Source organism: Chengkuizengella axinellae (assembly GCF_030730905.1).
In the GTDB taxonomy this organism is placed as follows: domain Bacteria; phylum Bacillota; class Bacilli; order Paenibacillales; family KCTC-33759; genus Chengkuizengella; species Chengkuizengella axinellae.
Window position 1 is genome coordinate 656,371 of the sequence record NZ_JAVAMP010000002.1, and the last position, 16,387, is coordinate 672,757.

Here is a 16,387-nt window from a genome sequence, read left to right on the forward strand (position 1 = left end):
ATTTATGTTATTAAAAGACAAAGTTGTAATTATTGCAGGTGGAAGTTCTGGTATTGGAGAAGCTGCTGCTAAACGTTTCATTGATGAAGGAGCTAAGGTGGTAATCAATGGGAGAAGAGAAGGATTGCTAAAAGAGACAGCAAAAGAACTTGATCCAAGAGGTGAAAATATTGCTTATGTTGCTGGTGATATAAGTATTAAATCAACATCAGAAGAACTAGTGGAAAAAGCCGTAGATACGTTTGGGGGAGTTGATGTGTTGGTTAGTAATACAGGCATTTTTAAACCAACAGGTTTCTTGGATCATGACGAAGAAGACTTGAATCGTTATATTGATGTAATACTTAAAGGTACTTTCTATTCAGCACAGGCTGCCATACCTGAAATGCAGAAACGTGGAGGAGGCGCTATTGTGAATACAGGTTCAATGTGGGCAATCCAAGCCGTTGAAGCAACTCCATCTACTGCATATTCAGCGGCTATGGCAGGAAGACATGCTCTTACTAAAAACCTTGCTGTAGAATTTGCTAAAGATAATATTAGAGTGAATGCAGTTGCTCCAGCAGTTGTTGAAACTCCAATTTATAATTCTTTCATGACAGAAGAAGAAGTTTCTAAAACTTTACCTACCTTTAATGAGTTTCATCCAATTGGCAGAAATGGACAACCAGGTGATGTAGCTGATGCCATTGTATTTTTAGCTAGTGAACAATCATCTTGGATCACTGGTGTAGTAATGCCGCTTGATGGTGGTGCTACTTCAAGACTAAGATAAATAATCATAAAATTTTGAAGGCAGTGTGTATCGAATGAAATATGAATTTGATGCGCACTGTTTTCATGTTTATTTTGATGTTCTTCTAAATTGTTTGACACAGAAAAACCCCTTTTAATCCGCACATTCCTTTTTCTATATCAAGGATATTTTGGATGTTTGTTTAAAGAGGGTATTTCTAATTTTATTTGATTTGTGCTAAGCTTAAACCTTTTAAAAAATGAGTAAATAGTATCAAAGCGTTTTTAATACATTTTCTACCATTGTGTCGTATTGTTCTAGTTCTCCAGATGCTCTAACTAACAATTGAGCACCTTGTACAAAAGTTAGCAATAACTTGGATTGTTCTGCTAAACTATCGGAGAAAGAGGGAACATCTAGTGCTTTTTTTTGTGTTAAAACCTTCTCGAGCCATTCTTCATTATCTAGAAAAAAACGATTGATATCTGTACGAATTTCTTTAGGAAATGAAGAGATTTCAGCTGCCATCATAGAACATAGACAAATTTTTTCATCATTTTCTAATGTTTTACGATATAACAAGAAAAAAGATTTTAACTTATCAAGTGGGTCAGTAAATTGTTGTTCAATTTGGTACAGATCATTGAGAAAATCCTTATTATAACGTTGTAGAACTGCCCTAACCAATTCTTGTTTGGAAGGAAAGTAGTAATGAATGCTCGCTTTCTTTATACCTATAATTTCAGCAATATCTGCATAACTGAAACCATTATATCCATATTTTTGAATTAGGTGACGTCCTGCATCTAATATTTTATCTAAAGTACTATTATTTTTATCCATATTTATATTCTACCATTTAGTAAGTAAGTCATCAACCGGTATGAATGTCAAGGTAGTGAAATTAGAAAAAGAGGTGATCCCTAAGGATCTACCTCTTTCTAAATATTCATTTAGTCAACTGTAAGAAGAATTTTACCTACGCTTCGATCATCACTTTCTCCAATAACTCGTATCTTCAAACCATAGGATGGAACATTTCTTCCAGCATCCGGCTGACCTGAGTTCGAGTAAGATTGACTGTCATCAAATAATGGATTTGCTTGCGTTACATTATCTCTTACTCCTGCTCCGTAAAGAGAATCATAATCTAAATACATTTTCTCAGATTGCTCTAATCCGAATGCAGCATCATGAATTTGATATCTTGTTCGTGTAACATAGCGGTCTGTCCACATCACCGTTTTTTGATCAGCATCCACTACACCTAAGTAACCATCTCCAGGATGATCACCTACAGCATTATTATCTTGTGTATTATCAACATACCAAATGACCAAACCAGGATCATACGACATTAATTCTGGATTATTTGTGATTGGACGAAGATGAGCTAATGCTGTGTCTGAACCTTGATGGTTTCTCCATTCTAATAAATAATAATGTTCTCCACTAAACGTTCCAGTTGTTCTTATAAATCCATCAAGAATAGGAGAAATTGCTCCTTCAGCATCATCAAAAAGAATTTCTTCTTCACCGGCTGTAATACGAATATCATCTGCCCAAAATCCAGATTCAACTGTGTTTGTATCTGTGAAATAATGGAATGCAAGTTCGATAGTAGATCCAACATAAGCCGATAGATCAAACTCAGCATCAATCCAGCCATCACTTCTACCAGTGATACCATGACCTGGGTTTCTATCTTCCCCTTCTGCCTCAGTTGTAGTTATATTTCCTTCAATAGCAACCCATTCATTAGATCCTTCTTCTCTAACTTGTACGGAAGCAAAATCCCATCCTTCTTCAATTTGATAAGAAGTTTTGAAAGTTAGAAGAGCATCTGCAGCACTTGATAAATCAACTTCATAAATTAAATCATTATCTAAATCATTGCCTCTTTCACTATAATAAGCATAGTCTCCACTAAATGGTTCTTCAATCGTAACAACCTTTTCAGGAAGTTCAACCTTGACTACACTGTTATTTGTTCCTTTCGTACTTGCTTGATCAAGTAAAAGCTCAATACCTTCTTCATCAATATCATCAAGGGATATCGTTTCTCCAGTTAACCAATTCCCTCCAAAAGTAGCCTGAAGTATCTCTTTCGCATATGGACTAAATCCTGTAGGCTCGGTTTGAGGGATCTTTCCTGCCCAGCTTCCACTTGACATTAATGACCAGTAAGCAATTGGCTCTCCATCACCAGAATAAGTATTATCATATTCATCATGTAATCCAAGCGCGTGACCAAACTCATGTGCATAAATTGCTGCTCCACCAGTTGCCCCTTGAATAGTATAGGAGTATCCTTTTAAATCAGTTCCGTCAAGATCAATTGGCTCATCAATGTGCCAGTAATGAGGCCAGATGGATTCATCTGCAGTAAGGTTGTCGGACATGAAAACACCATCTTCTGCAACAGTGGATTGTACAACCATAACATAGTCAATAACCCCGTCTGGTTCAAAGATGTTACCATCATTATCACGGTCATATTGATCCATCTGGTCGTATCTAGATAAGTCTAAGTTGTTTGCTGCTGCATCTTTTCCTAATTCACGAAGTACATCCTCTACTAGCTCATATCTACGAGTAGATTCATGATCTTCATCTCCATAATATGTAGATGGTTTATCTACTGTATACCAGCCAAACACTTCTCCTTCAATAGTGTGACTGCCACCAGACTGTTCCTCTAAAAGTTGCTTAACAGATATGAAGTTTTCACCATTTGGTCCTTCATAACCTTCTTCTCCAAATACAAGACCTTCAAAATGTTCTTTTGTATAATCTTCATAGTACATTTCAGTATCATTAGGTTGAAGATCATTTACAGGATGGTCAGGGTACTCCGCAAGAAGAACAACAACATTACTTACCGTTTGATTGCCATCCCACTCAACAGGTGTAACAACATCCAAGTCTTCACCAAGTCCAAACTTGTTTCCATTTCCATTTCTAACTGCATTATCTGTTCCACTTTGTAATCTGAAATCGTTATGAGCATCTTTAAGAAGTCCATATCGTTTCTTTTCATCTTTATCTTGCAAAACTTCTGCAACAGTAAATGGGTATGGGTTCTTTGGTGCAGTATCTCCATCACGAGCATTTAGTTCTTCTCCACCATTAACAATAGGTGCAGCTATTAAGGTGAATCCTAAAGTTAGAGCAACTGCAGAAGATAATATTTTTTTCAATCTAACTCCTCCTCATAACATGTATAATAGAAAACTTTACAAATCTCAGGTGAAAAAAGCGCTTTCATATTGTTTAGAAACTCCTCCCTTCATAACAGTTAGAAACATAACCTTATCAAAAGCTCTCAATCTCCTAAAACTTGTCTTAACTTTATTCTACTACAGCATAAAAGTATAGTTTGTCGAAATTTGTCGTTAATTAATATTTTTTGATATTAATAAATATACATTAGAAAAAAAGTAAAAAAATTGAAAATAAGTGCTATTGGAAGTTGAAGAGAGAAAAATAGCATTGTTCTTTATAAAAAACAAGAACAATGCTATTTTTGACAATTAACTTGATTTACTGAGGTTTTCAATTGTATTTGTTTAAAAAAGATTTTTCGAGAGTATTAAAGAATAATCGCCTTCTTCAATTTCAGGATGATTAGGGTCTAGCAACTTTTTAAATGATTGAAATAGATACTTTATTTCGCTGTCTTCATTTACTAGCTCCATCCCGTGATTATAACTTTCTTCATCTTTATACCAAGCAATTTCAATCCATTTTGCAGGATTGGAATTGCTTTTTATATACATAAATTTGGAATCTAAGTATTTTTCATATATCTTAGCAGCTGTTTTTTGTATCTCTAAATATTCCTTTTCCTTGTCAGCCTGAATATGATACTGATATACTTTTACAAACATCATTTACACCTACCACCAACATTCAATTTAAGGTAATATAACAAATGCACCAAGAAGAGAATTAGAATAGTTCATATTAAATTGTTTGATTTATAATGCATTTAAAGCATCTGTAATCGTTTGGTCACCGCTTAACATTTCAAAGATTTTATAATATGTATTTTCATTTTCTACACATTCCACTAAAGTTTTAGCCACATCCTGACGTGAAATACTGCCCGATACATCTGATAATCTTTTTTCTATTCGAACTAATCCGTTACCATCTTCATTTGATAATCTGCCTGGTCTTACGATGGTATAAATGAGATCTTTTTGTTTAAGGACTTCATCAGCACGTTTTTTTGCATATAAATATGGCTTTAATGACTCTGGTCCTTTTTCTGGATTTTCTGTCCCTAATGAACTTAACATGACAAAACGTTTAACCCCTAATTTTTCAGCAATTTCACCAGCTTTAATGGCTCCTTCTTGATCTATTAAAATGGTTTGATCGTAACCAGTGTGGGCTCCAGATCCCGCAGCAAAGATGATTGCATCACATCCAGAATAAGCATGAGAAAAATCCTTCTCCAAATCACCGATTACTGCTTGTGCACCTAAGGATTCAAAATCAGAAAGCTGTTTTTCATTTCTTACCATAGCTACTGCAGCATATTTACTTTCTATAAGATGTTGAACAATATGTTTTCCAACTTGACCATTGGCTCCGATGACTAATACTTTTTTCAAAACGAAATTCCTCCTTTAAAATGTGAAACAACGCATATATAAATTGCTCCAAATTCGTTATAATATCCATTATATCCTTATAAGAAAAATATAGAAAATATTAGTAAAGAATCACTTTGTATTATAAAGAAGTATTTGATTACATCTTAAGGAGATTCTGGTAGGAGTTTTTGCTTTATATGAAAAATCCAAAATCTTGGGGAGTGATAACAATATGGTTGAAAGAACAAGAGTCATTGAAATCGTTCCTTATCATCCAGAATGGAAGATTGAATTTGAAAAAATAAAATCTATGATTTTAAGTTATATAAGTGATTTGATTATAAAAATTGATCATGTAGGAAGTACATCAGTTGAAGGATTAGCTGCGAAACCAATTATAGATGTAGATGTGGTGATTGAAAGTTATGATGTTTTGCCAGAGGTGATAGAACGATTAGCTAAGGAAGGTTTTCAACATGAAGGCAACCTAGGGGTTGAAGGGCGTGAAGCATTTAAACGCACTTTAGATGATGGGTACATGAAATATCATTTGTATGTGTGTCCTAAAGATGGCAAAGGGTATTTAGAGCATATTGCCTTAAGGGATTATCTTCGTGAAAATGAAACAGCAAGGGAGCAATACGCAGCATTGAAATATAAATTGGCTGAAGATCATCGGTATAATATAGATCATTATATTGAAGGTAAAAATGATTTTGTTACAGGTATTTTAAAAAAGGTTTTATAAATAATGGTTGTGGGCTTTTATCTTATTTGAATAAGGAGATAGAAATCATGAGTAAAGAAATAAAAATTGAAAAGTACAAAGAAACAGATATTAATGGGATTATTTCATTATTTTATGATACTGTCCATTCTGTAAATGCTCAAGACTATTCTCAAGAACAACTAGACGTATGGGCACCTAAAACTGATAAGGAGAGTAAATTGGAGATTTGGAAATCTTCTTTGAATCAGAATATTTCTTATGTTGCTAAAATAAATGACACTGTTGTATGTTTTAGTGATTTAACAATAACTGGACATTTATATCGATTATATGTTCATAAAAATGAACAGGGGAAAGGTATCGCCTCAGCTCTAGTAGATATACTCGAAGTTGAAGCAAAGAGAAGGAAAATTGAAGAAGTGGATACAGAAGCAAGTATTACAGCGAAACCTTTTTTTGAAAGACGAGGTTATGTTGTGATTAAATCTCAAACTGTAGAGCGGAATCATGTGGAGTTGACGAATTATAAGATGGTTAAAAAGCTATAAATTGTTTGTATAATTATAACGATTAGGAGAAATTCATGAATGGAAGAAGTCATTTTATCTAAGTACACTTCTGAGTGGGAGAAAGAATACAACCATGAAAAAGAGAAAATAACGAGAGTGCTACGACCTATTCAAATAGGAATAGAACATATAGGAAGTACATCGGTACCTGGATTAAAAGCTAAACCCACGATTGATATCATGGTAGGAATTAAGGATCTGAAAGACTTGAATCAAACCTACAAGGATGAATTGAAAAATATAGGTTATGAATATGTGCATCATCCGGATTTTCAAGAAAGATTATTTTTACGAAAAGGGAAGTGGCGTGCAGGGACTCATCATTTACATGTGTATAAACATAATGGTTCACACTGGCTATCTAATCTACTGTTTAAAAACTATTTAATTAAGCATCCAAAAGTACTGAGGAAATATCAATTACTGAAAGAGCAGCTATCGGATGTGCACAAAAATGATCGGGTTCAGTATACGAAGGCAAAGGAGCCTTTTATATTAAATATAATTGAATTAGCAAAGAAAGAGAATGATTGTCAGTGATTTTTTATGGGTCTGAATACGATAAAGGTCTTTTGATAACAAAGTCTTGAACGTAGTTTCTCTCTGATGAAAAAGATGTATTGGCATCTACTATATACATATAAACATGCAATGTTTTATTGAAGTAATTCTAAAATAGCTTGAGGGTTTTGTACTGCTTGTGCTAACAAGGACTGTGAAGCTTGAGATAGAATATTCATTTTAGTCATTTCCATCATCTCTTTAGCCATATTTACATTAATTATACGTGACTTAGCAGATGAAAGGTTTTCTTCATAGTTGATCGAAATGGATAATGCATGTTCTAATCGATTTTGATATGCACCCAACTTTGATCTTTCTGAAGACACCGTAGACAATGCTGAATCTATTTTGTCAAGCGATTCTTCTGCATTTTCTGCTGTTGATAAATCTATATGATCAATTCCTAATGTTAAAGTTCTGACATCAATAAGTTCAAGTGAAAATGAATCTTGAGCATTTGCTCCAATCTGCAGTGAGAGTGTTGGTTTTATTTGTTCTGTTATTGCTTCTTTTGTTCCCTTGAAAGCATATCCACCACGACCGATCATCATGTAATCATCACCAGTATATACTATATCTTCAATAGAACCGCCACTTACTGATAATCCATTGTTATTTTCTGTCCAGTTAATTCCATCACTAGACTCATATACATTATGATTGGAAGTAGCGATTAATTTGTTTCCGTCATATATAATACCAGTTGCTATAAAATCAATGTTATGAACAGACCAATTTTCACCATCTGGAGAGGTGAGAATTTCACTATGTGATGTAGCTATGTATTGATTGTCTGCCCAAATCACGTTGTTTATTTGACCAACAGCAATATTGGAGTTATCTGTCCAATTGATCGCGTCAACTGAAGTGAGAATGGTTCCATTCATACCAACTACAACATAATTTTCTCCGTTGGATGCAACACTATTTAATAATTCAGAAGTTCCTGATATTTGTTCGTTCCATGGACCAGTGGAACTATCAGATACTGCAATTAATCCTGAATCACCTACAGTTATATATTTTCCACCTACAAAATTAGAATCAAAAAAACCGCCATTGTTATTTTTAAAGTAGTATCCTATTCTTGTTACTCCATCAGGAGAGGTATATACGTGATTAGATTCTGTAATTAAAAAGTTTTCTCCATCCCAATTAATGCTATGAATGTTTAATCCATTAGGGTAGCCTAATGGATCAAACCAATTGTCACCATCATATGATTTAAGAAGTTGACCGTCATATCCACCTGCAATATAAAATTCTCCATTCCAATCAAGACTAAAGAATGTGGTATCTTCAAAGCCTGTGTAGTTACTATTCTCCCAAGTGATTTCATCTGAATAACCAATTACATTTGTTACTACTTCAACATTTAGTAGATCGATATTATTAAATTTAGTTTGATCTGCAGTACCATCAATATGTTGTAAACCTAGTGTAACTTCTTCCTGAATAGATTCACGATCTTCTTGAGTTAATGTATCATTGGATGATTGAATTGCAAGCTCTCTCAATCTTTGTAAAGAAGATTGTATAGATGCCAAACCACCTTCAGCAGTTTGGATTAATGAAACATCATCTTGAATATTTCTCTGAGCTTGCTGTAATCCTATAATTTGTGCCCTCATTTTTTCTGAAATAGCTAAACCTGCTGCATCATCAGAAGCACTGTTAATTCGAAAGCCAGAAGATAGTTTTTCATATGTTCCTGAGTATTTGTTGTTTAATTTTTTCATAGAATTGAATGTATTTATTGCAGTTAGATTGTGAGAAATGATCATGAATTAACACTCCGTTTAAAAGGGTATAATAAATATATCGGTAGTCAATAGTTAAAATATTAGTACTTTTGAACTATTTTTTATCAGGATAATAATAGAATCATTTTGATTATTTGGAATTTTGTTGTAAAGGTATAATGATAGTTTAGAAAAAGTTGTGATTTAATGGTAATATTAGCTTTTAAAGAGTGTGAAATAATGAAACATTTAAAGGAGTAAGAGTCTGCAAATGTATATCTTGGATGACTATTTACCTAGAGATAAACAGACTTTGAGAGAGTAGAGAATATAAAAAATTTGGATGATGATATTTTGATTACCATACTCCCAAATCTAATGGAATGGATTCAAGATATGAATTGGCCGATTGCTGAAGAAATATCATTGAGACTTGTAGATAAACCAGGAAAATATGGAAAAAAGACAGGGCTTGATAAGTTGGTACTTGATTTTTTAAATAATATATAATAAAAATATTTTTATTGGTAACAAGATACTAGATTTGGAGGAAGCCATATTATGATCGAAGGAAAAAACATTATACTAAGGACAATAAGGGAAGACGATCTTGATAAGATTATACAACTAACAAGTGATTTTTCTGAAAGAGGAGCATTCTGGCACTTTAGACTCCCTTCTCAAACAGCTTTTTATAAGCGATTTAATGAGACAGGTCTATGGGATGATCAATACGGTACAATGCTAATCACTGATAGAAATGAGAGGTTAGTTGGAGAGATTACTTATTTTCAAGGTGTATCTTATCTCCCTGGATATGAGATTGGTTATCAAATATATAAAAAAGAGGATATGGGAAAAGGGTATACAACGGAAGCACTTCGAATTTTTTCATCCTATTTATTTGAATTAAAGCCGATTGAACGACTTGAAGTTGTAGTTAATATCAACAATATTGGCAGTCGTATTGTAGCTGAAAAGTGTGGCTATAAGTTTGAGGGAATTAAAAGGAATGCCGTTTTTCAAGGCGGAGCATATCAGGATTTAGAATTATTGTCACTTCTAAGAGGGGAAAGTCCATCGTTATCTGAGGTTATGAACTTATAATTATTCATTATTACTAAAAAGGAGGGTATCACATTATGATCGAAGGAAAAAATTTAGTTCTTAGAACAATTCGAGAGGAAGACATTGCGGAGTTGTATAATCTAACTAGTAATCTAAATGAGAGAGGGGAATTTCTGACGCTTCATTTAATATCACAGACTGACTTTCAAAAAAAGTTTAAAGAAACAGGTTTTTGGGATGAGGAGCATGGTAAAATGCTTATTACTAATAAAGAAGGTAAGTTGCTAGGGGATATAGTATATTTTAAAAATGATAGATATATGCCAGGATATGAGATCGGCTATCAAATATATAAAAAAGAAGATATGGGAAAAGGGATTACTTCGGAAGCACTCCGTATTTTTTCATCGTATTTATTTGATTTGAAACCGATTGAACGTCTCGAAATCGTATTGAATGTCAACAACATTGGTAGTCGTAAAGTAGCTGAAAAGTGTGGATATATATTTGAGGGTGTAAAAAGAAAAGGGATCTTTTCAAGAGGAGTATATCAGGATGTTCAACTATTCTCTTTGCTAAGAGAAGAATGTCCATCTTTGAAAGATGTTCTAAATGATAAATAATTCAACTCATGTAAACTGGGATGGACATGCAATAAAGTTAACATGGTTTCCAACAGATCAATATCCTTCAATAGAAAAAGTTACTAGTGTCCATGGCATCTGTTTTTACGAAAATAAAATCTTATTAGTACATATAAAAGATAGAGGGTTTAATCATCCGGGAGGACACGTAGATCAAGGTGAAACTCCTGAACAAGCACTATTTAGAGAGATATATGAAGAAGGATATGTGAATGGTGAAAGTCAATATTTAGGGTTTATTGAAGTGAATCAAGAGCACAATCCTCAGTATGATCCTGAAGGTAAGTATCCTAGAATAGGTTATCAGTTATTTTACAAGGTGAATGTAACTGAATGTTTTCCATTTGCCCGGGAAAATGAATCTATCACAAGAATATGGGTTGAACCTAGTGAAGTACCTTTTGTTATAAATGATCACAAATTAGTGAATATCATTCTGAAAGAAGCTTTAGACAGATAAGTGTGTTGAAGTAAAAAAAATTACTTTAGAATGGAGGTTATATTGTGGAAAAATTTACATTCTTCTGGAGGACAGCATCTCCATTTTCACAGTGGCATAGATGTCATATTACAGTAGATGGAATTCTGTTTAATTGTGCAGAACAGTATATGATGTATAAGAAAGCGAAATTATTTGATGATCATCAAATTGCTGATAAAATACTAAAAAGCTCCTCTCCAAGTGAACAGAAGAAATTAGGAAGAAAAGTGAAAGGTTTCGATAAAGACGTTTGGGAAGCAAATTGCAAACAGGTTGTATATGATGGAAATTATGCGAAATTCACTCAAAACAAACAACTTAAACAAAAGCTGTTGGAAACGAAAGGAACTACTATTGTAGAAGCTAGTCCAGTTGACCCGATTTGGGGAGTTGGATTAAGTGAAGACGATCCAAGAATATTAGATCGCAAAACATGGAAAGGTACTAATTGGTTAGGGGAAATATTAACGCAAGTAAGGGAAGATATCATTGCAAAAAAAGAATAATCCGTCGCTATACAAAGGAAGTGATCATACAAAATGCTAGGTGAAAGTTTGTTGTTATCGGAAAAAATTGCCTATCTATCTTTATATTATCTAGCAGTAGCTAATATATTTGCTTTTGCGAATTTTGCTTTTGATAAACATAAAGCGATAAATCAGCAATATAGAATTCCAGAAAGAAGGTTGTTTATTACTGCTTGTTTAGGTGGAGGAATCGGAGCGTTAATCGCAATGAAATTCCTAAGACATAAGACATTAAAAAGTAAATTTCGTTACGGTATACCAGCGATTACAATACTTACATATTCATGCATAATTGTTTTACAAAATGTTTTAAGTGATGAAATATTGCCCTATATGTCATCTTTATTTGATAAAGCGGAAGGTGGAGGTTTGCTTTTTATTCTTTTATATCCTTTTATAGAAGGTAGAGGGGAAATAGGTCTTAGTGTATATTGGTCATCCGTTTGGACGATTATTGCTATTATTTTGTATCTATCGATCACTTACGTTCTTCTCTTAAAGAAGATTTCACCCTGGTATCGAATATTGTTATATTTCATCAATGCTTATGTTTTTATATGGATGGGATTTGAATGTGTAATTGGAGTATTAAACTCTGATTCTTTATTAAAAGCTATCATACTATTATCCTTACCATTTACATTAGGGTTTACAATAGATTTTGCAAAAGGTTTTGCAAGAGGAGTTTCTAGTGAATTGTAGAAAGAATAATAATTTTTTATAAAGGTGCATTTCTCTAATAAGAGATGTGCCTTTATTCATGAATAGGGGGATATCCCAGTAGTAATTCAATCTTTCATAACCGCATGTCAGTATTTTTAGTAGATTAACAAGTTAGATGCATGAAGTGATGAAGCTACAACGCATTAAAGTAATATATTGTAAAAAAGACCATTAATATGGAAAATAATGATTGACCAGTAGATAGTCTTAATTTACAATATAAGTAATTAAAGGCAAGGATGAGTAGTTATATTTTATAAAATGAAAGGGCTTACAAAATAGCTAGAGGATTTGCATCTTCTAAGGGGCTATATGAGTAGATGAAAAGAAAATGTAATGTGTACATGTTCTTTTTTTCTGCCAAAAAACGTATTTATTAAATATGTAATCATTGTTTGTAACCTCTTGCCTTTAAGGAATAGTGGTTTATTTGGGGGTGTTACGTTCAACTGGAAAGAAGTCTGTATCCAAATGAAACTAACCAAAAAAGAGGTGATCTATTTTGAAATACGCGAACATAAAAACAGCTTTACCAGGACCAAAATCAAAAGCAATAATGGATAAAATGGAACGTTTTGTTGCTGAAGCAAAAGTCAAAAAAAGTCTAGTTCCCTCTATTATTAAAGAAGCAAAAGGTGCCGTGATTAGAGATTTGGATGATAATACTTTTATTGACTTGGCAGGTGGAGTGGGCTCTTTAAATGTAGGGCACAGCAATCCATTAGTAATTGATCAAATTACCAGAACGGCTAAAAAATATACTCATACGGATTTTACAGTTATTCCTTACGAGCCATATATTGATCTGGCAGAACAGCTTTGTTCGAAAGCTCCAGGGACATTTCACAAAAAAGCTTGTTTTTTAAATTCGGGTGCTGAAGCGGTTGAGAGTGCTATAAAAATTGCTAGAAAGTACACAAATAAAAAGGCAGTTATTTGTTTTGAAGGTGCATTTCATGGTAGGACATACATGGCATTATCTTTAACTAGTAAAGTGAGACCTTATAAAGCGGAGATGGGTCCTTTTTCCTCAGAGGTATATCGAATTCCTTATCCATATGTCTATCGCTGGCCTAGTTTTCCAAGTGAAGAAGAAGTATGTGAAATAGCTATGAAACAATTGAAAAATGTATTTGAGTACAGAGTTTCGGCAGAAGAAACAGCGGCTGTGATTATAGAGCCTATTCAAGGTGAAGCAGGATTCATTGTGCCTCCTAAACAATACTTAAATCAGGTTCAACAGTTGTGTAAAGATTTAGGGATTCTATTTATCGTTGATGAAGTACAGACGGGAATTGGAAGAACTGGGAAGTTTTTTGCCTCAGAACATTTTGGATTAGAGCCTGATTTAATTACAATAGGGAAATCTATTGCTGCAGGAATGCCACTATCAGGTGTATTAGGAAAAGCAGAAATTATGGATGCTGCTGGTGATGGAGCAATTGGTGGAACTTTTGTAGGGAATCCAGTTGCATGTTCTGCAGGGCTTGCTGTATTGGATACGTACGACCAGTTGGATTTAGGAGATAAAGCAATCAAGATAGGAGAAAAGATTAGAGCAACTTTTGAATCTCTATCTAAAACAAGCTCATTAGTTGGTGAAATCAGAGGTGTAGGAGCTATGGTTGCAATTGAACTAGTCAATGACCATGCTACGAGGGAGCCCGCTTCGGAACAAACAACTAAAATCATTCATGAATGTGTTCAACGAGGTGTCATTTTATTCAAGGCAGGAATCTACGGTAATGTATTAAGGTTCTTATGTCCTCTAATCATTACAGAAGACCAATTGGATGAGGCGCTAGCTATAATTACTGAAGTTATTGTATCAGTTGAGACGGTTCAATCATAGATTGATATTTAAAGATAAAAGGGTGGTTATAATGATGAATAATAAAGTGATCAAAGTAAGCAATTTTATTGATGGACAATGGGATGATTACAATGAGAATACAATTACAAATGTGAATCCTGCAACTCTAGAGCATGTATCCACTGTAAATATTGCAGCAGAAGCGGATGTGCAGCGTGCGGTTGAATCTTCTAAAATAGCGTTTAAAGAATGGTCAAGTTTTCCACCCCCAAAAAGAGGAGAGATCCTGTATAAAATAGCTGAGGAGCTAAAGAAGCGAAAACAAGAGTTAAGTGAGCTTATGACTTTAGAAATGGGGAAAGTAATCACAGAGTCTGAAGGAGAAGTTCAAGAGGCCATTGATATGGCCTATTATATGGGAGGGGAAGGAAGAAGGTTAACTGGAGAAGTTGTACCTTCAGAACTTCCGAATAAAATGGCGATGGCAGTAAGAGAACCATTAGGAGTCATTGGTGCTATTTCAGCATTTAATTTTCCAATTGCTGTTCCCTCGTGGAAAATATTCCCTTCTTTAATAATTGGAAATACTGTTGTTTGGAAACCTTCACCGAATACCTCAGCTACTGCTGCTGCTTTTGTAAAATGCATGGTGGATGCAGGATTACCTAAGGGTGTAATCAATCTTATAGTTGGAGGGGATGGGGATGTAGGTCATACGCTAGTAACACATCCTGATATTTCCTTAGTTTCTTTCACTGGCTCCACTCATATAGGGCAAAAGGTTTATCAATCCTGTGCATCAAATCATAAGCAAGTTTCGTTAGAATTAGGTGGGAAAAATGGCATTATCGTGTTGGAAGATGCTGATTTGCCCTTAGCAGCTCGTGCCATTGCATGGGGAGCATTTGGTACAACAGGTCAGCGATGTACTTCAACAAGTCGAGTTATAGTTCAAAAATCTGTTCTCGAGGAACTTACACCATTATTATTAAAGGAAGTCTCTCTTTTAAAAATTGGAAATGGAATAGATCACGAAGTAAATGTAGGTCCATTAATTAATAGTGAAGCTATAAAAAGAGTGGAGGACTACGTTGCACTAGCAAAAAAGGAAGGTATAGAGATTCATTGTGGAGGGAATAAGATTGGTGAGGAAGGGTACTTTTTCGAGCCAACTGTCATAGGTCCGGTATCTCCTTCAAGTAAATATGCAACGGAAGAAATTTTTGGCCCGATATTATCTATCATCTCAGTGGATACATTTGAAGAGGCAATTGAAGTAAATAATTCTGTGGATTATGGATTATCTTCAGCCATTTTTACTAGAGATTTAAGTAAAGCCATGAAAGCCGTTAGAAGAGTAGATACAGGAATCGTATATATTAACCACAGTACTTCGGGTGCTGAAATTCAGATGCCATTTGGTGGAACCAAAAATACTGGAAATGGAAAACGTGAAGCGGGGCAAGCGGCTTTGGATACCTTTTGTGAGTGGAAAACAATTTACATCGATTACAGTGGAGATTTGCAAAGAGCTCAAATTGATGTTGATTTTTCATAATTAGGAATTAATCTGAGTACTTTTCATTAGTATTTTAATTACTAGAACATTAGTAATGCCACTATAGTATAGATGACTTACCGGCCATCGTACTTGGTGGCTTTTTTTCTTTGATGAACGCATTCTTTGGTAAATAATAGAACTATCGACTTCCAATGCCTACCTTTAATTAATACGCTAGAAAACATAGTGAAATTGATCTATGTTATATTTCATTGTTGGGTTATGAGGAAAGTATGCGAAAGAACTTAAGCCTATTTTATAAAGATATGATTTACTTGCCTATAACATATTATTTATACAGCATATTGGCTTATTATGATGGCGAAAGAATGGAGTATTTTGAAAGTGAATCTCCTGGTTATATCGCAGAGTCCATTCAAGGGCAAGACAATAAAGAGAAATGGTCTGACTTATGGTATATTTTCATACCTAAACAATTTAATAAAACATTAGCTCAATTTAATGAGATGGATTTTGAAAAGTATGCAAACCTAAAAAAAGATTCTAGCCTGGACAAGTTCGGTCAATGGTATTTAACTAACATTACTCCTATATGAAGATAGATTCAATAAAGCGAAAATTTGATTTTTCAGTTGAATCATAATATTATCTGAAAGATCGGCTA

Annotated in this window: 18 protein-coding genes; 13 read left to right on the forward strand and 5 right to left on the reverse strand. The window is 34.0% G+C overall.

Annotated features, from left to right (window positions below; translation table 11 throughout):
* Nucleotides 1-4 precede the first annotated feature (4 nt).
* The gene (locus tag Q5Y73_RS08735) at nt 5-775 is read left to right on the forward strand and encodes an SDR family NAD(P)-dependent oxidoreductase (RefSeq protein ID WP_305991478.1); all 771 of its coding nucleotides are present in this window, start codon (nt 5-7) and stop codon (nt 773-775) included.
* Nucleotides 776-1,009: 234 nt separating this feature from the next.
* On the opposite strand, the gene Q5Y73_RS08740 is transcribed toward Q5Y73_RS08735, so the two are convergent.
* The 4 genes from Q5Y73_RS08740 to Q5Y73_RS08755 form a co-directional block, all read right to left on the reverse strand.
* Complete coding sequence (locus tag Q5Y73_RS08740) at nt 1,010-1,579, reverse strand: TetR/AcrR family transcriptional regulator (protein WP_305991479.1); 570 nt, start codon at nt 1,577-1,579, stop codon at nt 1,010-1,012.
* 110 nt (nt 1,580-1,689) lie between these two features.
* The gene (locus tag Q5Y73_RS08745; RefSeq protein WP_305991480.1) at nt 1,690-3,936 is read right to left on the reverse strand and encodes an immune inhibitor A domain-containing protein; all 2,247 of its coding nucleotides are present in this window, start codon (nt 3,934-3,936) and stop codon (nt 1,690-1,692) included.
* A 369-nt stretch (nt 3,937-4,305) separates the two neighbouring features.
* Nucleotides 4,306-4,629: a hypothetical protein gene (locus Q5Y73_RS08750; protein WP_305991481.1), complete on the reverse strand. Its 324-nt coding sequence runs from the start codon at nt 4,627-4,629 to the stop codon at nt 4,306-4,308.
* 87 nt (nt 4,630-4,716) lie between these two features.
* Nucleotides 4,717-5,358 carry an SDR family oxidoreductase gene (locus Q5Y73_RS08755; protein ID WP_305991482.1) on the reverse strand — a complete coding sequence of 214 codons (642 nt, stop codon included), beginning with the start codon at nt 5,356-5,358 and terminating at the stop codon, nt 4,717-4,719.
* 214 nt (nt 5,359-5,572) lie between these two features.
* On the opposite strand from Q5Y73_RS08755, the gene Q5Y73_RS08760 reads away from it, so the two are divergent.
* From Q5Y73_RS08760 to Q5Y73_RS08770, 3 genes are read left to right on the forward strand one after another with little or no spacing between them, the layout of a single operon-like run.
* On the forward strand, nt 5,573-6,088 hold the full coding sequence (locus Q5Y73_RS08760; RefSeq protein WP_305991483.1) for a GrpB family protein: 516 nt from the start codon (nt 5,573-5,575) through the stop codon (nt 6,086-6,088).
* Nucleotides 6,089-6,147: 59 nt separating this feature from the next.
* Complete coding sequence (locus Q5Y73_RS08765) at nt 6,148-6,618, forward strand: GNAT family N-acetyltransferase (RefSeq protein ID WP_305991638.1); 471 nt, start codon at nt 6,148-6,150, stop codon at nt 6,616-6,618.
* Between the two features lie 39 nt (nt 6,619-6,657).
* Complete coding sequence (locus tag Q5Y73_RS08770; RefSeq protein ID WP_305991484.1) at nt 6,658-7,179, forward strand: GrpB family protein; 522 nt, start codon at nt 6,658-6,660, stop codon at nt 7,177-7,179.
* Nucleotides 7,180-7,295: 116 nt separating this feature from the next.
* Here the strand turns inward: Q5Y73_RS08770 and Q5Y73_RS08775 are convergent, their stop codons facing one another.
* Nucleotides 7,296-8,987 (reverse strand): flagellin N-terminal helical domain-containing protein, encoded by a 1,692-nt coding sequence (locus Q5Y73_RS08775; RefSeq protein ID WP_305991485.1) that lies wholly within the window; start codon nt 8,985-8,987, stop codon nt 7,296-7,298.
* Between the two features lie 312 nt (nt 8,988-9,299).
* Here Q5Y73_RS08775 and Q5Y73_RS08780 point away from each other — a divergent pair, with 312 nt between their 5' ends.
* The 9 genes from Q5Y73_RS08780 to Q5Y73_RS08820 all read left to right on the forward strand — a co-directional run bounded on the left by Q5Y73_RS08780 (nt 9,300) and on the right by Q5Y73_RS08820 (nt 16,319).
* A complete protein-coding gene (locus Q5Y73_RS08780; RefSeq protein WP_305991486.1) occupies nt 9,300-9,455 on the forward strand; it encodes a DUF5071 domain-containing protein in 156 nt (51 codons plus the stop codon).
* A 51-nt stretch (nt 9,456-9,506) separates the two neighbouring features.
* Entirely contained in the window at nt 9,507-10,052 is a 546-nt protein-coding gene (locus Q5Y73_RS08785; RefSeq protein ID WP_305991487.1) for a GNAT family N-acetyltransferase, read from the forward strand.
* Nucleotides 10,053-10,087: 35 nt separating this feature from the next.
* Nucleotides 10,088-10,636 (forward strand): GNAT family N-acetyltransferase, encoded by a 549-nt coding sequence (locus tag Q5Y73_RS08790; protein WP_305991488.1) that lies wholly within the window; start codon nt 10,088-10,090, stop codon nt 10,634-10,636.
* On the forward strand, nt 10,626-11,117 hold the full coding sequence (locus tag Q5Y73_RS08795; RefSeq protein ID WP_305991489.1) for an NUDIX hydrolase: 492 nt from the start codon (nt 10,626-10,628) through the stop codon (nt 11,115-11,117). Before Q5Y73_RS08790 ends, Q5Y73_RS08795 begins: the two co-directional genes overlap by 11 nt.
* 44 nt (nt 11,118-11,161) lie before the next feature.
* Nucleotides 11,162-11,644, forward strand: coding sequence for a riboflavin biosynthesis intermediates N-glycosidase (gene ybiA, locus Q5Y73_RS08800; RefSeq protein ID WP_305991490.1), 483 nt, complete (start codon nt 11,162-11,164; stop codon nt 11,642-11,644).
* 51 nt (nt 11,645-11,695) lie between these two features.
* Nucleotides 11,696-12,367, forward strand: coding sequence for a DUF1294 domain-containing protein (locus tag Q5Y73_RS08805; RefSeq protein ID WP_305991491.1), 672 nt, complete (start codon nt 11,696-11,698; stop codon nt 12,365-12,367).
* Nucleotides 12,368-12,890: 523 nt separating this feature from the next.
* Complete coding sequence (gene gabT, locus Q5Y73_RS08810) at nt 12,891-14,240, forward strand: 4-aminobutyrate--2-oxoglutarate transaminase (protein ID WP_305991492.1); 1,350 nt, start codon at nt 12,891-12,893, stop codon at nt 14,238-14,240.
* Between the two features lie 34 nt (nt 14,241-14,274).
* On the forward strand, nt 14,275-15,759 hold the full coding sequence (locus Q5Y73_RS08815; RefSeq protein ID WP_371320174.1) for an aldehyde dehydrogenase family protein: 1,485 nt from the start codon (nt 14,275-14,277) through the stop codon (nt 15,757-15,759).
* Nucleotides 15,760-15,995: 236 nt separating this feature from the next.
* Nucleotides 15,996-16,319 (forward strand): Maf family protein, encoded by a 324-nt coding sequence (locus tag Q5Y73_RS08820; RefSeq protein ID WP_305991494.1) that lies wholly within the window; start codon nt 15,996-15,998, stop codon nt 16,317-16,319.
* Nucleotides 16,320-16,387 lie beyond the last annotated feature (68 nt).

Excerpts from the sequence above, each read along its gene's own strand:
- Q5Y73_RS08790 (WP_305991488.1), top strand. The coding sequence starts at position 10,088 with ATGATCGAAGGAAAAAATTTAGTTCTTAGAACAATTCGAGAGGAAGAC.
- Q5Y73_RS08820 (WP_305991494.1), top strand. The coding sequence starts at position 15,996 with ATGCGAAAGAACTTAAGCCTATTTTATAAAGATATGATTTACTTGCCT.
- Q5Y73_RS08740 (WP_305991479.1), bottom strand. The coding sequence starts at position 1,579 with ATGGATAAAAATAATAGTACTTTAGATAAAATATTAGATGCAGGACGT.
- Q5Y73_RS08795 (WP_305991489.1), top strand. The coding sequence starts at position 10,626 with ATGATAAATAATTCAACTCATGTAAACTGGGATGGACATGCAATAAAG.
- Q5Y73_RS08770 (WP_305991484.1), top strand. The coding sequence starts at position 6,658 with ATGGAAGAAGTCATTTTATCTAAGTACACTTCTGAGTGGGAGAAAGAA.
- Q5Y73_RS08775 (WP_305991485.1), bottom strand. The coding sequence starts at position 8,987 with ATGATCATTTCTCACAATCTAACTGCAATAAATACATTCAATTCTATG.
- Q5Y73_RS08815 (WP_371320174.1), top strand. The coding sequence starts at position 14,275 with ATGAATAATAAAGTGATCAAAGTAAGCAATTTTATTGATGGACAATGG.
- Q5Y73_RS08750 (WP_305991481.1), bottom strand. The coding sequence starts at position 4,629 with ATGATGTTTGTAAAAGTATATCAGTATCATATTCAGGCTGACAAGGAA.
- Q5Y73_RS08760 (WP_305991483.1), top strand. The coding sequence starts at position 5,573 with ATGGTTGAAAGAACAAGAGTCATTGAAATCGTTCCTTATCATCCAGAA.
- Q5Y73_RS08735 (WP_305991478.1), top strand. The coding sequence starts at position 5 with ATGTTATTAAAAGACAAAGTTGTAATTATTGCAGGTGGAAGTTCTGGT.
- Q5Y73_RS08785 (WP_305991487.1), top strand. The coding sequence starts at position 9,507 with ATGATCGAAGGAAAAAACATTATACTAAGGACAATAAGGGAAGACGAT.